Annotated in this window: 12 protein-coding genes; 3 read left to right on the forward strand and 9 right to left on the reverse strand. The window is 46.4% G+C overall.

Annotated elements, in window-relative coordinates; genetic code table 11:
• Positions 1–11: 11 nt before the first annotated feature.
• Positions 12–4412 carry an SslE/AcfD family lipoprotein zinc metalloprotease gene (locus VCHENC03_RS12955; RefSeq protein WP_009706048.1) on the reverse strand — a complete coding sequence of 1467 codons (4401 nt, stop codon included), beginning with the start codon at positions 4410–4412 and terminating at the stop codon, positions 12–14.
• A gap of 313 nt (positions 4413–4725) precedes the next feature.
• Between VCHENC03_RS12955 and VCHENC03_RS12950 the strand changes: the two genes are divergently transcribed.
• A complete protein-coding gene (locus tag VCHENC03_RS12950) occupies positions 4726–5115 on the forward strand; it encodes an ATP-binding protein (protein WP_009706049.1) in 390 nt (129 codons plus the stop codon).
• Between the two features lie 47 nt (positions 5116–5162).
• Here the strand turns inward: VCHENC03_RS12950 and VCHENC03_RS12945 are convergent, their stop codons facing one another.
• The 3 genes from VCHENC03_RS12945 to VCHENC03_RS12935 are packed head-to-tail and all read right to left on the reverse strand — an operon-like array spanning position 5163 to position 8129.
• Positions 5163–5801: a sugar transferase gene (locus VCHENC03_RS12945; protein WP_009706050.1), complete on the reverse strand. Its 639-nt coding sequence runs from the start codon at positions 5799–5801 to the stop codon at positions 5163–5165.
• A gap of 10 nt (positions 5802–5811) precedes the next feature.
• Positions 5812–7020 carry a glycosyltransferase family 2 protein gene (locus VCHENC03_RS12940; protein ID WP_009706051.1) on the reverse strand — a complete coding sequence of 403 codons (1209 nt, stop codon included), beginning with the start codon at positions 7018–7020 and terminating at the stop codon, positions 5812–5814.
• The gene (locus VCHENC03_RS12935) at positions 7017–8129 is read right to left on the reverse strand and encodes a glycosyltransferase (protein WP_009706052.1); all 1113 of its coding nucleotides are present in this window, start codon (positions 8127–8129) and stop codon (positions 7017–7019) included. The genes VCHENC03_RS12940 and VCHENC03_RS12935 overlap by 4 nt, the downstream gene beginning before the upstream one ends.
• A gap of 393 nt (positions 8130–8522) precedes the next feature.
• Between VCHENC03_RS12935 and VCHENC03_RS12930 the strand changes: the two genes are divergently transcribed.
• Positions 8523–9587 carry a molybdopterin guanine dinucleotide synthesis B family protein gene (locus tag VCHENC03_RS12930; protein ID WP_009706053.1) on the forward strand — a complete coding sequence of 355 codons (1065 nt, stop codon included), beginning with the start codon at positions 8523–8525 and terminating at the stop codon, positions 9585–9587.
• Positions 9584–11092: an ABC transporter transmembrane domain-containing protein gene (locus VCHENC03_RS12925; RefSeq protein WP_009706054.1), complete on the forward strand. Its 1509-nt coding sequence runs from the start codon at positions 9584–9586 to the stop codon at positions 11090–11092. The genes VCHENC03_RS12930 and VCHENC03_RS12925 overlap by 4 nt, the downstream gene beginning before the upstream one ends.
• A 34-nt stretch (positions 11093–11126) precedes the next feature.
• On the opposite strand, the gene VCHENC03_RS12920 is transcribed toward VCHENC03_RS12925, so the two are convergent.
• The 5 genes from VCHENC03_RS12920 to VCHENC03_RS12900 all read right to left on the reverse strand — a co-directional run bounded on the left by VCHENC03_RS12920 (position 11127) and on the right by VCHENC03_RS12900 (position 17740).
• Positions 11127–12554, reverse strand: a complete 1428-nt coding sequence (locus tag VCHENC03_RS12920; protein WP_009706055.1) for a GumC family protein — start codon at positions 12552–12554, stop codon at positions 11127–11129.
• The gene (locus tag VCHENC03_RS12915) at positions 12551–13675 is read right to left on the reverse strand and encodes a glycosyltransferase (protein WP_009706056.1); all 1125 of its coding nucleotides are present in this window, start codon (positions 13673–13675) and stop codon (positions 12551–12553) included. Before VCHENC03_RS12915 ends, VCHENC03_RS12920 begins: the two co-directional genes overlap by 4 nt.
• Before the next feature lie 96 nt (positions 13676–13771).
• Positions 13772–15157, reverse strand: a complete 1386-nt coding sequence (locus tag VCHENC03_RS12910) for an O-antigen ligase family protein (RefSeq protein ID WP_009706057.1) — start codon at positions 15155–15157, stop codon at positions 13772–13774.
• A complete protein-coding gene (locus VCHENC03_RS12905) occupies positions 15154–16575 on the reverse strand; it encodes a lipopolysaccharide biosynthesis protein (protein WP_009706058.1) in 1422 nt (473 codons plus the stop codon). Before VCHENC03_RS12905 ends, VCHENC03_RS12910 begins: the two co-directional genes overlap by 4 nt.
• Complete coding sequence (locus tag VCHENC03_RS12900; protein WP_009706059.1) at positions 16568–17740, reverse strand: glycosyltransferase family 4 protein; 1173 nt, start codon at positions 17738–17740, stop codon at positions 16568–16570. The genes VCHENC03_RS12905 and VCHENC03_RS12900 overlap by 8 nt, the downstream gene beginning before the upstream one ends.
• Positions 17741–17743: the final 3 nt, after the last annotated feature.

Below are 17743 nucleotides of genomic sequence, written 5' to 3' on the forward strand. Positions count from 1 at the left end.
CGTCTTACGCGTTACTTAACAGACAAATACTCAAAAGGGGATTTATCTGGTTTCGGTAAATCCATCGTCGCAACCGCGTTGAAACCGGCAGGCGTTAAACCACCAGAGTAATCAACAGTGCCATTTGGCAGGTTGGCTTTGGTTTCTGATGGGTTCCACATACGGAAGTAATCTGTCAGATCGTATCCGGTCAGGTATGAGGTACATGCCATCATGAGATCGCCTTGGCTTAACTGGCTGCCTTGTGCAGAACAGTAGTTAATGCCTTGGTCGCCAATACTGTCACCACGTGCTTTACGGTGTGCGAGTTTGAAGAAGTTCCAACCTTGGTCTTCGCCAAAGATACCCGGCTTCTCGGCTTGATTCGCATACCAATCATCGATGTTGAAATGGTCTTCTGCCCAAAGCTTTAACTGGCCGAACATCGCTAAGCGCATGCCGACATCCGCTTCACTCCAAGCATGGCCTTCAAAGCGATCGAGCCATAAAGGTGACTTGGATAGATCACTCGCAATGCGGTCCATGTATGGCTTTGATTCGCGCTGCTCTTGCATGTAAAGGGCAAGAATGTTGTTGGTGACCTCAGTAGAGCCTGCCATCATAAACGGCGCTGAAGCAAGGTTGTGTCCGACTTCATGCCATAGTAACCAGTCATTGGTTGGGTTTGATGGCACGACAGTCCATGTAGGCCAGTAGCTGTTACTTTGAACTGGATAGCCTGAGTGCGCTGCACCAATCGAGATTTGCGCATCATTCACGAAGCGATGTCGGTTGGCGAGCAGGGCGTCATAAGTAAATCGACGGTGTTTTCCTTCTGCCGTGACTTGATCACGTCCGTAAAAATCACTCGCATGGTTCGCGAATGCGTTCAGTTCATCGGCAAACTTAGGTACGTCTGTGTCCAGTACGTTTTTCACTGGCGTCGTGTAGACGAAATGACCTGAATCGATTTCTGCCAATGGGACGTCAGTGTTGATTGGGTTTAACCAAGCACCGTCTTTCCACCAAGACGCACGAAGCACACCAGTGAAGTTAAACGTCACAACGTCACGTGAATCCACTTCTAACGGTTGAATGTAAATCAAACCACCGTAAGGTACTTTGAAGCTCAAAGACGAACCGTCATATTGGAAAGTCTTTTGCACGCGTGGTGGGCGTTTCAAGCTCAGTTCGTGGTTTGCACGGCCTGTTAGGTCATCAACCAATGCAACATTGATAGACGCTTTTACACCACCAGAGATGGTGACTTCTTCAAGTTGTGGCGCCCACAAGCCTGTCGATTGCATGCTGCCTGCCGTACCAATCACGGTTTTGTTGTCGGTATGAATCGCAACGCTCGCTGTACTGGCTGATTGAACAGGGCGACCCGGGTAGCCTGTCGTATCAACACTGATCTCTAAATCCCAGTAGGAGCGGCCAAGCATCATGCGTGTTAATGGTTTCTCCATCCAGTTCAGAGGGTAAGATGGGTTCAGCTCGCCTGATTCAGTAATCATTGACCATTTAGCAAGTTGCTCTCGCGTCTCTTGACCACAAACATTACCGCCTTGATGTGCGTTGCTCGTGTAGCAGTTCAGCATTTCGACCGCACGTTCGAAGCCAAGCTCATCTTGTACGTTTGGATTGAATTCGTACTGCTCGTCATTCCAAAGCCAAACGGATAGGTTGTCGTAGGTTGAAGTTAGCTCAGCTTGCGACAAGCGTTCACCAATTTCCCCTTTGCTGCGGTAGTAAAGCTCGTGAGAAAGTAGACGATCTATGCTGGCACCTAAGTTCGCCGCTTTTACCATGCTATCCACGACTTCAGGGCTCATTTCGTAACGAGTAAAGTCTGGGCGATGGTGGTTACCACGGCTTGGAATGCCATGACCTTCGCGCACTTCAATACAGTTTACTTCGTATTGGTAATCGTCTTTACACACCGGAACGCCAGGGAACTCGCGTTGAAGCTCTGCGATTGCTGCTTTTTTCTCTTGTTCCGATTTCACCATGTGGAATGCATAACGTTGATGCTCTTGTCCATCAATGGAGACTTTGTATAGCGGTATCTCAAGGGTAGGCATGTCGATATTGCCCGGCCATGTCACCGTACCGTTGTCATTGATCTCAATCTTAGTCGTGTCTGCATAACGTTCATAAACCACGAGATCATGCTCTGCGACGGTATGCAAGTTAGGTACGTTCGGGCCTGATGTACTGTGACACCAATAGCTATCAGTACACAAGGATTGGAATGTCTTGGCAACGTTCGCACCGCCAACAGAAACGCCTGCCGCATCTGCTAAACGAGCAATTGGCTCTGGGTTACTTTCTTCTAAAGCATCAAAGAAGATGATGCTACCACCGTTGTTTATGTACTCGATAAGTGCTGTAACGTCATCGGCGTCCAACTTAGGTTGGTTGATGTCAGACACGACGGATTTTGTCGCGTAGCCATCGGTTTTGATTTCGTAAGACTGAAGCAAAAGCAGTGGTGTAGAGGTTGGATCTAGTGAATCAAACTGGCCGCTGCTTAATACGTCCATTTCACCTAATTTATAGCTTGGATTGACAAAGAAATCGTAGATTTGACCTTCTTTGCGATCCCAACGGAATGCGTGACCTTTATTGATGTTGGTGGCAATCGCGACAGATTCTTGCGTTGCATTCGGCACTAACCAATCAATCAAGTTGCTGAACATGATTTGCATGTTGCCATGATCAGTACGAGTATCCGCATCTTGTGCTTCTTGGTTGTGAGGCGTGCTGTAACGACATTGCTGCGCTTCGCTGTCGATGCCCAGATCTGCGCCTGCCCAGTAGTTTTCTGGACAAGAGAAGATAGAGGTGTACATCGCGTTACCCAAGAACACCACTTTACCCGAGCCAATCATACCTGCCGTCATGGTTGGTAGATTAAAGGTCGCAGTTTGTTTGGAAATCACTTCTGGGCGCTGCATCACCACTGTTGAGTTTTCATCAATGGTTGTGGCATCCACAATGTAAGCTTTTTGATCTTTGCCTGAACCACGAGTCCACGCTGCTTCTTGACCAAAAGGGAGCCAGTAACTGTTGTCGTTACGTGGCATCAGAACAGGGAAGGCTTCGTTAGTTAGGTTGAAGTTACGCATCGCACGTGTGTAACCAGAGCCACCCCAACCATGGTTATCATGGAAGACGTGCACGCTATCCACACCAGCATAAATCTGATGAAGAGACTGCGTGACATAATTACTACCAGAAGCACGAACCGTACGCAGCATAGGTGCAGCAAAGCCTGACCATTGAGGCGTCTGCTTTAGTTGCCCATCAATGATTTGTGTTAAACCTTGGCTGAATTGCGCTTCGAACTCATTTGGTGTGGTGAAGTTCGTGCCTTCAATTTTTGCACCGTTAGGTAGGCTCAGATTGATCAGCTCGTTAATAACGTTCGGATATTGAGCAAACACCTGACGAACGATATCGCTGATCTCAATATGGTTGTCAGAAGACACACCATAGCGATGAACGAACGCATCAAGGTTCTGTTTCACCAATGGGTTGTCGCTTAAATCCGCAAGTTGGTAATTGACCTTATTGCCTTTCACTTGGCCTAGAGTAAAGGTGTCGATACCAAAGATCAGGTTCTCACCCCAAAGGTATTCAAATTCACCGTTGGCATCCGTGATTCCGCGTGCGGATTGGCTAAAGAACTCGACGCCAGTAAGCGCATTTCCTTGCGAGTCGGTCAAACGGCTTTTAGTCAACGGTTTGTTGGCAGCACTTGGTTTGTATTCGTAAGTCGCCTCTGCATTGGCAGACACAAACGACCCCGTTAAGTTGTTGCTTGCGCCCGGAGTGACTTCTGGTTGAAGTTCTGGGTCAACGTGCGCGCTTGGTTGTTCACCTTCGTTTGCGACACTTGGATTGAGGAACTCATCAATCGCAGCTTGATCGTCGCTTTCGTACAAGTCTTGGATGTCATAACTGTTGATTTCATCCAAACACACTTGTGTGTCCTGAGTAGGGCACGTGTCGATCTTGTTCAACAACTTAGTGGCGTTGTTTGCGTGTTGGCCGAGTACGTCTTTTAGGTCATAGGCTTGCGTTAATTCAGCTGGCTGTGAACCCATACGAGTTTGCTCAGGGATCTGGTAACTGAACTCACCTAAAGTCACACCACCAAATTGACAATCAAAATGGCCTTCTGAAGCTGCATAGGTGAAGTAACCAGACTCACTGATGTCTTGCCCATCACACTGAATATCACCAGTGATCTGTTTACCGTTAATGAATAGCTTACCTTGGTAGGTCGTTACGCCAATATCTGGTTGATCAGGCGGTAAATCTGGTTCGACCGTTGGAGGCGTGATGCTTGTTGAGTGTTTGTTTTCATCGCCTCCGCAGCCAAACAGCAGCGAAGCGACAAGGATTGAAAGAAGACTTCTTTTCAAAGACTAAACCCTTATGAAATGCCATCGTCGTCTGGATGGCGAGTTGGTTGAGATTAACTTTATCTAAAAGCTCACAGATATTGAGTTTTGATTTATAAGTGCCTAACTTTTAGTGACTTTTTAGGGCTCAATAAATGCGCGCGCATTCTAGTTTCAAATGCGGCAGGAGGGAACAAAAATTAATGGCGCATCGCGATTATTTACACAAATGGGAGCAGGATTCCGAGAATGGTAAAACCTTGTGGTTGCTTTCGCTTTCTTTTCTATAAAAATAGCGTACAGTTTGCTGGTTTTTCACTGAAATCATCCCATTATGTCTAACGCAAAACTTCTTCTAATCCGTGGTTTACCGGGCTCTGGTAAGACGACACTTGCCAAGAAATTGTCCAAACAGCTCAAAGCAAAACATTTTGAAGCTGACATGTATTTTGAGAATGAAATTGGCGAATACCATTTTGATGGCACAAAGCTGGCTGATGCGCATGAATGGTGCTTTCAACAAACCCGCAAATGGCTAAGCAAAGGAAAGACGGTGATCGTCAGTAACACGTTTGTTCGCCATTGGGAGATGAAGCGGTATCTAAAGTATTGCGAGAAAAAGCAGATTGAAGTGGAAGTGCAGGTTTGCCAAGGTGAGTATGAGAGCATTCATGGTGTGCCATCAGCGACGATAGAGAATATGCGCCGCCAATGGCAAGAGTAACGGTTCTTCATTCTTTGATTGTTTCTAATTACTTAAGCCTCTATGGTTTACTGGCCGCGACCGTCAATCATCACTACTAGTGTTTTGCTCATGATGGCAATGTCCATGGAAATCCACGAGTAGAAAGAACTCAAGCTCAGTGCGTAACTGTGGTCGAAACCTACCTTGCGACGAACGTCTTCGATACAAGAGTCATAACCTTGGTTCACTTGCGCTAGACCTGTGATGCCAGGTAGCACACCGTAAGTGCGTTCAACAAAATAAGGGATTTCGTCTTCCAACTTTTGATAGAAAGCAGGGCGTTCTGGACGAGGGCCAATCATAGACATTTCACCTTTTAGCACATTGAACAGTTGTGGAAGCTCATCCAAGCGAGTCTTGCGTAGGAAGCGTCCAACCGGAGTGATACGTGGGTCGTTCTCAGAAGCCCATACCGCACCAGAGCGTTGTTCTGCATCCACATACATGGTTCGAAATTTCATAATTTCAAACAGGTCCATTTTTTCTGGTGTGCAGCGTCCAACACGAAGCTGACGATAAATCACAGGGCCTTTTGAGTTCATCACAATTGCTAACGCAATCAAAGGCATAATCGGCATGGTGACGAGCAAGATGAGCAGTGAAACAACTACATCGAAAGCGCGTTTTGCTAAATGAATATTTGAGTCGTAGCGTGAAGTTTTCATGATGCTTTCCTTATTGATTAACGCGCTTCCAGCGTCCGTTTTCCATTCCAAGTAGGTAGCGTAGTCCGCCTGCGAAGTTAGCTATGTGTCCAACCACTAAGTAACTGATTAACTTAAATGGCTTAAACAAATTTAATACTGGTACTAAGTAAGTGATGAGAGCAACTGAGTAGACTGCCAGTTGTGCCAGCATCAGAAATTGAAACGCTGGGTAGTGAATCAGCAGTAATGAACTCACCAAACACATAATCATTAGGTAAGGAGTCGCAAGACGCAGTACCTTTCCCGATAGAAATGCAAATGCAGTGCCACGATAGCGGGGTAATAGCAGTTTTTTCAATTTCAAGAACTGCTGCATGTTACCCGCCGAGATACGTAGGCGACGTTTGAAGTCTGAACTGTCTGAGCTTTCTTCCAGTTCGATGGCTAACATTTTTGGCTCATAAACGGAGTCATAACCTTGAAGCACAATGCGCATTGGCAAAATGAAGTCATCGTTGATGATCTCAGGCTCTAATGGCGAAAACAGTTTGGTTCTGAAGGTATAGAATGCGCCGTGAGAACCAATGGTTGAGCCGATCAATGACTCTTTGTATTTCACGTTCGATTGATATTGCCAGTAAGCTGCTTCGCCTTGGTTCTGTGTCGCCATGATTTGATAGGTTGCGTTCACCACACCTACTTTCTCATTTTGATAATGCTGACTGGCTAACAAAAGCGAATCGCAAGAGACGAGGGCAGACACATCACTTAATGCAGTAATATCTGAAGTGATGCTCTCCATCTCCGCGTTGATTAATCCGACTTTACCGCGGTTTACCTCATGGTCATGAACAATGAACAGGGTATCTGCACAGATGGCTTCTTGAATCGTATCTTGTGCAATCGCTGCGGTGTTATCTGTACAGCCATCGCAAGCAATGACTACGGCCAGTTTATCTCTCGGGTAGTCTAGGCTTGCTAGGTTACGGATTTTTTCTGCTATCCATTGTTCCTCATTGTAAGCAGGAACGATCACCGTGACACTTGGCAGTGTGCAGTCACGTTTTGAAGCTTTGTAGCAGCGCTCTTTTGCTTTTTGTTTTCTTGCATTCTTTTTCGCTTTTCGTTGTTCTCTGCGTGCCGATAACCAATTCAAAACCAAAGGATAACCGACGTGATGGTAGATAATCAGTAGCGCAGACAAAACAAAACCAGCCGTCCATAGTAGATCAATCATGCGTTCTCTCCCTGAGCCAATGTCGCGTAGCGGTTCACCATATTACGAATGTCAAAATGCTTAAGAATGTGTGCTCTCGGTGATTGGGGTGTTTGTGATAATTGCTGCGATAGCGCATCTGCCAACATAGGCACTTTGTTCGGCTCAACGAGCGCTCCAATTTGTGGGCATAGTGTTTCTTTCACTGCGCCAACATCGCTTGCAATACAAGGTACGCCACAAGCCTGTGCTTCCAATGTGGATAGAGGGAAACCTTCTTGAAGCGAAGGCAGGCAAAACACGTTTAGGCTTTGATAAAAACGAGGCATGTCGCTTACTAATCCGAGGAAAGTTACTCGGTCTTCTAACCCAAGTGTGCGAACTTGTGCTTCTAGAATGCCTCTTTGGCTGCCGCAACCAGCAATCGCAAGGTGGGTGTTTTTTGGCAGATGAGAAAAGGCTTTGATGAGGATCTCTTGTCCTTTCACCGTTTCCAAGCGACCCGCGGTACCCACAATGAACTTGTCGGTAGGAAGAGAGAAAAACTCACGTGCTTTTTGTGGATTGCCATCGGTGAATTTCTCGCAGTCGATTCCATTATGGATGGTGCTTACGCGCTGATATCCCAACTTATTCGTAATTTGATCAGCGACAAAGTCTGCATCTGCCACGACTTGAGGGCGAAGCACTTTAAGAAGCGTCGATTGCAGTCTCGCGGCCTTTTTATTGTTTAAATGCCACGCATCATGCTCAGTGTGGATCAAGGTTTTGATGCCATTCAAACGAGCTGCGGTGCCACCGTACAGCAACGGCCCAATGTGATGTGTATGGACGACGTTTGCATTCAGTTGTTTTAATTTTGCTTTCAAAACCTTGAAGGTTGATAGATGCAAACCAGACGGCTTGTTTAGAAAGTGGAGTTGGTCTTCAAAGCCCGCCAACTTATCCCAATGATTTAGCGCAGTTTGTTTGTTTCCCTCTAGGCTGATAACAAAAACGGAGTCTTCGGCTTTGGCAAAGCGAAGCATCTCAAGCACCAAAGTTTCCAAACCGCCTGGAGCAAGATGCTGAACGATGTGAACGATCACGTTGCCATTATTGCTTGAGTTTTTAGTCTCTGAGTTTTTCATTCCTGAGCCCTCGACGCATTTCCCTTAATTTTGCTTATCCAGTTCATTGCAGTCTGTATGCCAGAAATAAACCTATTAAAATTCAGTGGTTTAAATCTTACCTTTCAAAGTGAGTCAAAACGAGAAGGGTAGATTCTCAAATTGAGATTCAAATTTCGTCATATCAAGAGGAGCGAGAATTCAATTGGTTAGCAGCTATTTGGAATCTGACCAATAAGTTTTGTGAATCTTTTATTTCAAACCATCAGTTCTTCACAACTGCTTCACATTTGGTTTTCTACAGTGCTTTCTGTCAGCGCAAAACCTGACCAAATACGCAGGGCGTTGATATCACTAAGTCGGAAATTAAGTTGAAAAACGCATCTCTACAGATGGTAGAAATGGAGAATTCTTATGATTATGTTGAGTCAGGCTTACCGTATCGCTTCGGCTAAGCGAACTTTTGTAACCCGTCGTGTTCCTCTTGAGCTAATGCAGTCCCTGATAGGAGGCAAAGATGTTAGCAAACCAAAAACTGGTGACTTAGTACTTGCCAAGATTGTGCAAATTGGTCATCACAAATTTGGAGAGAGAACGGACGGACGACGTGCCGCGTTGTTTGAAGGGGACGAGATTATCTTGGCGTATGGGCATCGTTATGCGCCGGATCAGTTTGAAGCTGTTGTACCAGGTTCACTCGAAGAGTGCCATATGGTGGCAGCGGGTGGGATTGCTGCCCAAGCGATCTCTTGGCATTCAAAAACCAAATCGCCAACGGTCATTCAACCTATTGGTCTTATTGCTGACTACTCGGGCAAAATCATTAACGTGTCTGATTTCGCTGTGGATGAATCGAACTTGGTTGATCTCGTCCCGAGCGTAGCGGTGGTTGGCACTTCTATGAACGCAGGCAAAACGACTTCTGCCGCGCACATCATCAGAGGTCTGAACAAGGCCGGTTATCGTGTTGGCGCGATGAAAGTGACAGGAACTGGGGCAGGCGGCGACCTTTGGTTAATGAAAGACTCCGGTGCTTATATTGCGCTTGATTTCACAGATGCAGGTCACGCCACCACCTTTAAAGTAAACAGTTTTGACCTGATGAATATTGTCGATCGTCTGTCTCAGGAGTTGATTCGATTTGGGTGTAACGCCATTGTGGTTGAGATCGCCGACGGGATCTTCCAGAAAGAAACCAGAGAATTGCTTGAGAATCGAGAGTTTAAGGCCCGCTTCCCAAACGTCGTTTTTGCGGCGAGAGAGTCATTAGGTGCAACGGCAGGCGTCCAGTGGTTGAGTAATCAAGGTTATTCCGTCTCCGCTGTCAGCGGTATTGTGTGTGCGTCCCCCTTGTCTACCCGTGAGATTACACAACAGATAGACACGCCGGTTTATGGCTTAGATTTGCTTATTGAGCCCAGTATTTCGAAGTCTTTACTGCACTTTCCAAGCATGACACCGGAGCTCGAACTCGCATGAAGCTGCACGCCCTTTTTTCCGGCGTGAGAAAACGCTGGCTAGTTCAGTTAGTGATACTAGGATTGATCATCTCCGCACTCAACGTCGGGAATGTCTTGGTGCTCGATACGCTTTGGCATCATGCGGAATTTAATAACCTAGTGCTTTTCTTGCTGTTGGGAATTGGGGCGTACTTGCTGACGATAGTCGAAAGCTATTTGGGCGAGAAGCTTGGTCAGCATTACTTAAAAGACATACGACATCAACTCTATACCGAGTTGATGTCGCCTAAGAACGAGCAAGCTCCAAGAAGGCTTGGTGTGTCGATGAGTCGAATGATCACCGACAGTAACAACATTAAAAACTGGGCGAGTTTAGGGGCGGCGACGTTAGTCACCAGCGGGTTTTCATTTATTGGCTATCTCGTGTTGATCTTCTACTTGTGGCCGAGTTTTAGTTGGCAAGTGTCTTGGGTGGTTGCTGGGCTTTTTTCATTGTCTTTGGCGCTGACGCCACGCTTAACCGAACTTGCTTTAACACTGCGCACTGACCGAGGTCGTTTGAGCGGGCATTTATGCGAGCGCATTATGGGCTACCAAAGTGTGAATCAGTTTCGTCAGATTAAACGTGAAGGGCGACGCCTTAATCGCTGCAGCGAGATGTTGGGTGATACATCAAAGCAAAATAGCGTTTTCCAAGCTGTTCTCACCCAGCAAACGGCAATGTGGTTTTGTATTCTTCTTGCGTTATTGTTCACTCACCAAGTTTGGCAAGAGCATCCGGTGGGGCAAAATTTCGGCACTCTGATGCTGATCATCGGTTTGTTATTTAACGCGCTAAGAGATATCACTATCAGTTGGGGCTATGCCATCACTTACTATGTCGCCAAGGAGCGGTTGGAGTTGGCGATGAGTCGCACGCGGGGTAATTACAAGCGTCAAATTCATCAAATCGATACTGATCTTGCTTTGTGTTTGTGCATTAAGAACTTCTCCGTTCCGTTCTCCGGTGAAAATTTATCGGTCAATATCTTCAAAGGGCGTTCGATTGATCTGTCGAGCATCGACCCAGTCAACAAAACCGCGATTTGCACTGTATTGAGTGGGATCGTGACCGACTACATGGGGGACGTGGCGCTGGAGAAAATGGATATTCGAACCATCAACAATTCTTCATTACGCCGGCATGTTTATATCATCGATGACCAATGCCAGCTGTTTCGAGGTACGGTTTTGACCAACATACGATATGGTAATCGTCGAGCCTCGGAAGAGGAGGTAAGCAATGTGTGTCTGTTTGTTGGTATCAGTCCAGAGCGCTTGGATTGTGCGGTTGCTGAGTTCGGACGCCATTTAGACAAAACGCTGTATAACCAGATTCTGATTGCACGTGTTTTGTTGTCGAAACCTAAGCTCATCGTGTTGAATCATCACGGTATTGGGCAAGACGTCGTATTGATGCGTTTGCTTAAGGTGAATGCAAGTGTTGAAACTTACACCTTGCTCAGCTTGGTGCGAATGGAGTAACACCATCGCACCAAGGAGCAATCAAGTATTCGGTCTAAAAGGCTATTTTTGGAATGGTCGTAATCACTGGGACCCCAAGGTGTTTCTCGAGTGTTTTACGAGAGCGAATGGAGTTGTCTGCTAATTCAACAATGGTTGCCAAACCGATCCCTAAACCTGCTCCGCCAATGAATCCTAAAATGACAAATACAAACGCTGGCAGGTTGGCAGGAATCGTTGGTGTGTAAGGTTCATCAATGACTTTCACACGTTTGTTTTCCTCAAACACACCTAAAGATCCGGTGAGCTGTGCCATTTCATAACGTTCAACCAGTTCGTCATACAACTCGCGTTTTACTGTCACGTCGCGAGCTAGACGGTTGATTTCAGTTGTGGTACTACCAAAACGGTTTGCATTGACTTCTAGCTCCTGAATCATACTTTGCAGGCTAATGGTTTCTTCCTGAAGCGATTCGTATCGACCGCGCATGATTTGCAATTGATGAAGCTGAGAAACAAGCAGAGGTTGCGCATCACCAATATTGCTTACCGTTGCTGTACTGGCGATATCCCAAAGCTGATTACTGTTCATCTCTGGTTGATTTGAGTTGAGTAGAACTGAACGCTCTTGCTCTAGGCGATTTAGCTCGCGCAGCTTACCTTGAACCATACTGTGCGCTTCTGTGTACTTGGCTCGTAGTAGGGTGAGTTCACTGCGGATCTCGATGATTTGTTCCTCAATCTTACCGATCACTGGGTTGGTCTTCGAAAGCTGTTGGTCCAAGCTACCCAAGCTGCGTTTTACACCTGCAAGCTCCGCTTCTTTCTCTGCCAATGTTTGCTTTAGGCTCGCTAAACGAGTCAGGCTTTGTGCTTGCATCTCTGGTGTCGCGTGCGAGTAAGCGTTTTTGTACTCGGCAAACGCTTGCTCGGCTTTATCCAATTCTTCGCGGCGTTTATCGATGTGAATGGTAAGAAAGTGGCTTGAGTCTTTAATTGAAGAGCGCTCTGGCGCGAGCAACTGTTCAACAAAATGGTCGCTGACGGAACCAAGCACTTCTTCCATCCCTTCAGATTTACCACTGGTTAACTGGATTTGAATAAAATCTTTGCCAAGTTGTTGAACCGTGAGGCGATTGGCAAGATCTTTAATGATGAACTCTTGCTCTTTCGGATCCATGGTGTCGTCAATCAAGCCTTGCTCCTGAGCAACCGAATACAGCACATGACGGCTTTTTAGTAAGGTGCTTAATGCGCTCAAGCGGTCTTTCAGCATAGTCGAGACGGCAAGGTCCTCCAGGAACGGGTTCATTTTTGCTGTTTCTTGAATCAACATGCTCGTGTGCGCCACATATTTCGTCGGCATCATTTTACTGACGACAAACCCCAAGATTGGTAACACCAACATAGGAATGACAATCAGGTAACGACGTCGCCATGCACCATGCAGTAATAGGGTGATGTTGTCTCTTAAATCGTTCATAACGCCCTCACTAATTGCTCAACTTGACGTGCTCTTGATTGCCAACTTTGTTGTTGGATGATCGAGAGTGATCCTTCTGGTGGTGGAAGTAAGTGATTGAGGCTTGCACAAACATCATCCACGTCCGCCACAACATGCAACATGTGTTGGTAGGGTTTAAGTGCTGGGAAAGCCGTACTGATGACTGGTGTACCTGTTGCGAGGTATTCCAACAGTTTAAGTGGATTACAGGCTTGAATTTGCGCGTTATCGACGAATGGCAGCCAGCTCGCATCCCAATGTTGTGAGTAGCCAGGTAAATCTTGATGTGCTCGTGGTCCTAGGTAATGGACGTTGCTTCGTTGAGGCAACGGGTTGTGAGGAAGTTCATTTGGACCAATAAAGACCAAGTCCCAATCCTGCGCTTGATCGGCCACTTGCTCTATCAAACGGTAGTCTAACCATTCAGAGAGGCTGCCGTAAAAACCAAGGACCTTACGACCATTGTTTGGCATATCTTGCGCTTTTGCCGCTGGCTCTGAGAACAAATTGAAATCTACACCATGCGGTAGGGTAACGGTTTTCTCTTGCGGAAACTCAGCGGCAAGTTTGTCACTCGCGGCCAGAATCAGGTCTGCACTATTAATAAGGTCTGCTTCATGTTCCAAAACGGTTTGATGATCCACACCTGCTAGCGCGCCAAAGTCGTCTCCACAGTAATAAACAATGCCTTTAGTGCTCATTTCTCGGCAAATATCCACAGCGGTAGGCAGTGATGTCCAAAAAACGGCATGTTGAAAGCCGAGCTCATTCAGCTTTTTGTTCAGTTGATGTTTCATCATTTTCGTCGCGACGCTACGTGCCCACTTCGATTTGGGAGCCGGAATCGTCAACAGAGTAATGGTGTGAATGTTTGCGTCTTCTTCACGACCGAAAGGCGTTTGGACTTTGTCTTGTTGTTTAACCGAACTGGTCAGTTTGGTGACGAGGCGTTTAGCGTCTTTCGGCGTAAATTTTGGCTGCCTTAAGCCAATAGAATTGACCCAAAGAATACGATGGTTGTTCGCTAGGTGCTTTATCAGATGTTGAGTGGAAGATGGCAAGCCGCCGAAGTCTTCTCCAAATACTACGATATCTGTCATCGTTCTCTCCTTGAGCCAATTGATTCGTTGTTGTTACTCAAAGACGTATCACGATGCGTGCCAAGGAATTAAGTATTATTAAAACAATAAGTTAGGTTATTTCTTAATTTGAGAGAGTGAAGATTTCTCATTTTGACAATCAGTTTGAACGATGCGATTTATCACTATGGTTAGTGCGGCAAGTATGTAAATCGGCCAAGTGAAGCCTTGGGTGAGGAAGGTCCCTGAGACTATGGTGCCGATAAGTCCGCTCAGTACCGCGTTTGCACCTACAGAAAGCGTGAAGTGGGATTTTTCAGTCAGAAGTGAAATGGAACTCAATGACGTTTTTACCAGAGAAACAATCAGAGTAATGAAAACCGCTAAACCAACAAAACCGGTTTCAGCCAGTACACCAAACCAAGTACTGTGCACCGCATGGTTAATGCCATCCCAATGTGGGCTATAGAAGAAGTAGTTGTAGTAGAAGTTCTCTAAACCAACGCCTGTTATTGGGTTATCGAGTGCCATTTTGAAAGCGGCTTCCCACGCGTACAAACGTCCCATTGCCGAGGCATCAATACCGGCTTCTGCTGCGCCGCCCGATGCTCGCCCAGAGATCCCAGCTACAGCATAAAGAATCAAAGCTGCGATTAAGCCTAGGAAGACAACCAGTGCCTTGCTCTTGATGTGTTTGAACGCGAAATACGCGAAGACTGACAGTGCTCCCAATAAACCACCGCGGCTTTGTGTCTCAAGGATAGACATAAACAGAATGATACAAGTGAGCAGCGCGAACCCTCGCAGCCACATCGACGACCGTTTCTCAACCAATTGGCTCACCGTAAAGGCGAGGGGGAACATCAAAACCAGCGCCAAGTCATTGGGGTCGCCTAATACCGAGCCGAACGACCGGCCAATCGACACACGCGTTCCTTCCACAATATCAATGCCGTTCGTGGCGTTATAGAGCGCAACGAGTCCGACCAACAACCCAGCAACGATAATCGCTTTTGACATTTGTGCGAGCTGTTTGGGTGTGGTGATAAGCCAAGTGATCGCCAGTGTCATCACAATGATCTTCCAATACGTATTCTTGAACACGGTAATCGCGATGTCGCGTGCTGAGGCGAACACAATACCGATGATGACTAACGCCCAGAAGATGAACAGCCACTTTAAAGAAGGATGCCAGAAGACCGATAGCTGACGACTGATCAATAGATGAAAAGATAACGCGCCAAGTGCACCTAAAGACAACAACAGCGGGATTTTGAAGTTGTAGATAACCGGAAACGCTTCGTGAATTCGAAAGAAAGAGAAGATGACAAACAAAGTCACTAGCCAAAAGGTTTGGTTGAGCACAAACAAGATGGCAAGCGGAGCAAAACAAATTGCGACAATCAAAATCGGATGCGGCATAACCAACCACGCTAAAGCGATAACCACAGTAATGGTTATCGCAGCGATGATTTGGGTTGGTCTCACATCCGTGGCATTCATAACGTCACTCTTTTCGCTTCCGTTCTTAATCTCATCACAAGATTGTTACGTGTTTCCTTAGACATGTATCGGAAGGCGATGCCTGCAAGCAGTGTGCATGTCAAAATGCAAATCACGATCGCGCTTCCGATGGATTGAGTAGAGTAAAGCAGGAACAATGCCACTCCTGAGATGATTTGTAATGCGACCATCAAACTTAGGTGGAAAGGAAGCTGCATGCACTGTTGTCCAATCACGAACGTCATCGCCAGTTTGGCTAGTTGCGCGTAGTAAAGCGCGATGAATACGCCATAAATACCAAGAGAAGAAAGCGCAAATAGAAGAGTAATTGCGACGCCAGCGGCCACGACGTTTATTCCCAGTAACCAACGAGTGCGGCGTTTGTAAAGAATCGCGATGTTCAGCAGTTCGCTCCATTCTTTGATCATAGCGATTGGCAGAAGGAACAAGGTGTAAAGCGCGGCTTCTTGGTACGTTTCTGGTAAAAACTGGCTGATCATAATGAAGGCAAGCGTCGCAACTAGAACTGTGAGTGCTGCAATATAAATCATACCGAAGTGAGAAATTCTAACGGCTTCCTTACCACGATTACGCTCTAGATACGCAAAGCGACGTGGCATCCACCACATACCGAATGGTTGAACCAAAATACACATGCCAATGGCAAACTTTACTGCAATCGCGTACACACCAAGTGTTGCTAATGAAGCATTGGCGCCAATGAACCAACGCTCAGCTCCATTCAAGCAAAAAGCAACCAGCGCAGACATCATGACAGGGATGCAGTAATGCAGATGTTGCTTTGCGATCGCCACGTCAGGCATGGCAACTCTGTATTTATTGATAATGTGCAGCCAGGTAAATTGGATAACAGCGGCCAGTAGACCACCAAGTAAGACAGAAATGACGTGTGGGTGAATCATTAAAGCGGTGACAATGAATACAACTTGAAGAACGGTGGTTGTGACCATCACACTTAGCAGGGTTTTCGCTTTATCATCTTGCATGCGCAGCCAAGCAGTACCGATACCAATCGCACCTTCCAAGATAATTGCCAACATCAGCACGATAAATTCAAATTGAGAAAACGGGCTAGGAATCGGGGCAACTAGAATCGCAAACAGTAAAACCAAACCAATTGCCGCGGCGATCCAAACAGAAAGTGAGTAGATCTGGTTGAGCATGGTCACTTTCTTCTTGCCGTCTTTCTCTACACCAACAAAGCGGTACAGCGCCTCGTGCATTGCCATGCTCGCAAGTAGGGCAGTGACAACACCGAAAGAGGTCAGCAATTCAAGCTTGCCCATTTGCTCTGGCGAGAGAAATTGAGGAAGCACTGGCAGCATGATTAAGCTGATGCTTTTGTTGATCACCAACGCAATGGCGAACAGTGACATATTGGTCATGGCTTTAGACATGGTCATATCCTTTGACGTTGTCGCGCTTCTTTGCGCTGTCTTGAGCTTTATTAGTCGGGTCAGTACAAAGCTGTTGGGTAATGTCGAAGTAACAACGTTCTGCGGTGTATAAACTCGCAACGTTCAGTGCCTCCATCCCCATTGTGACTTTTAGCCAAGGCGCTTCGTTTAAAAGTCGAATGGCATTGTGAAGAGAAGCGGCGTCTTTTGGTGTGTATTTAATGCAGTTCTTTCCATGGGTTAACACTCGATCCCAATAGCTATCGTCATGTGGAATCACGACACACATACCAGCGGCTAACGCCTCTAAAATTGATAATCCAAACGGTTCGTTCTCACTGGTCGACACAAACACACCACACTGTGCTCGCAGCTCGTCAAGGTTGTCTGGTGATTCGTGCCATTCAACGTTTGCTTGAGTGAAATCTGGTTGTGAGCATTCAACGCCTTCAATGTTAGGTTTGATGTAACAGATGGTCGCGTTTAGGTTCGCTGACTCATCCAACTTCATCGCGTCGAGCAACAGGTCAACATTCTTCCATTTCAAGAGGCTGGCAGCCCAGAACACTCGATTAGAAATCGGGTTCGCTTGCTTTGGTGCGCGTTCTGAAGACAAGCCGTTCACAAACGAAGAGGTGTTTAAGGTTGTCCAAAAACGCTCTACCGCCGGTTTTGGCATTTTTAAATAGGCAGCAAGCGCATCAATCATGGAAGCACGAGTGTTCGATAAATAATGAATCGCAGACGCTTTTACTAAGCAGTAGCCAGATGAGCGAGACACGCCGACCGGACCATGCACCATTTGCACGATAGATTTGCGATTAAACAGACGAAGCAGGTACAAAGGCATGTCGTTGTTTGGTGAAGACAAACCCATAAACCAGTCGAGTTTTGGTAGTTTGAACGTGACCAAAATCAGTTGCACCAGGTAAAAACAGTTCATCAACCAATAAGCGATACCATGATGAGACGTGATTGGAGAACGCTTGATTTTCAATACCTGTACGCGAGGGTTTGAGCTGAATGTTGCAGTCCAGTGTTCTGGATTTGTCGTCGCGACATAGCTAATCACGTCACGTTGGTCACACTGTTTAATCAACTCAGCGTTGGCAATTTTCGAACCGCCTTGCATTGGGATGGCGTCAAACATCAATACACGTTTCATGGT

Source organism: Vibrio sp. HENC-03 (assembly GCF_000305755.2).
Taxonomy (GTDB): Bacteria; Pseudomonadota; Gammaproteobacteria; order Enterobacterales; family Vibrionaceae; genus Vibrio; species Vibrio owensii.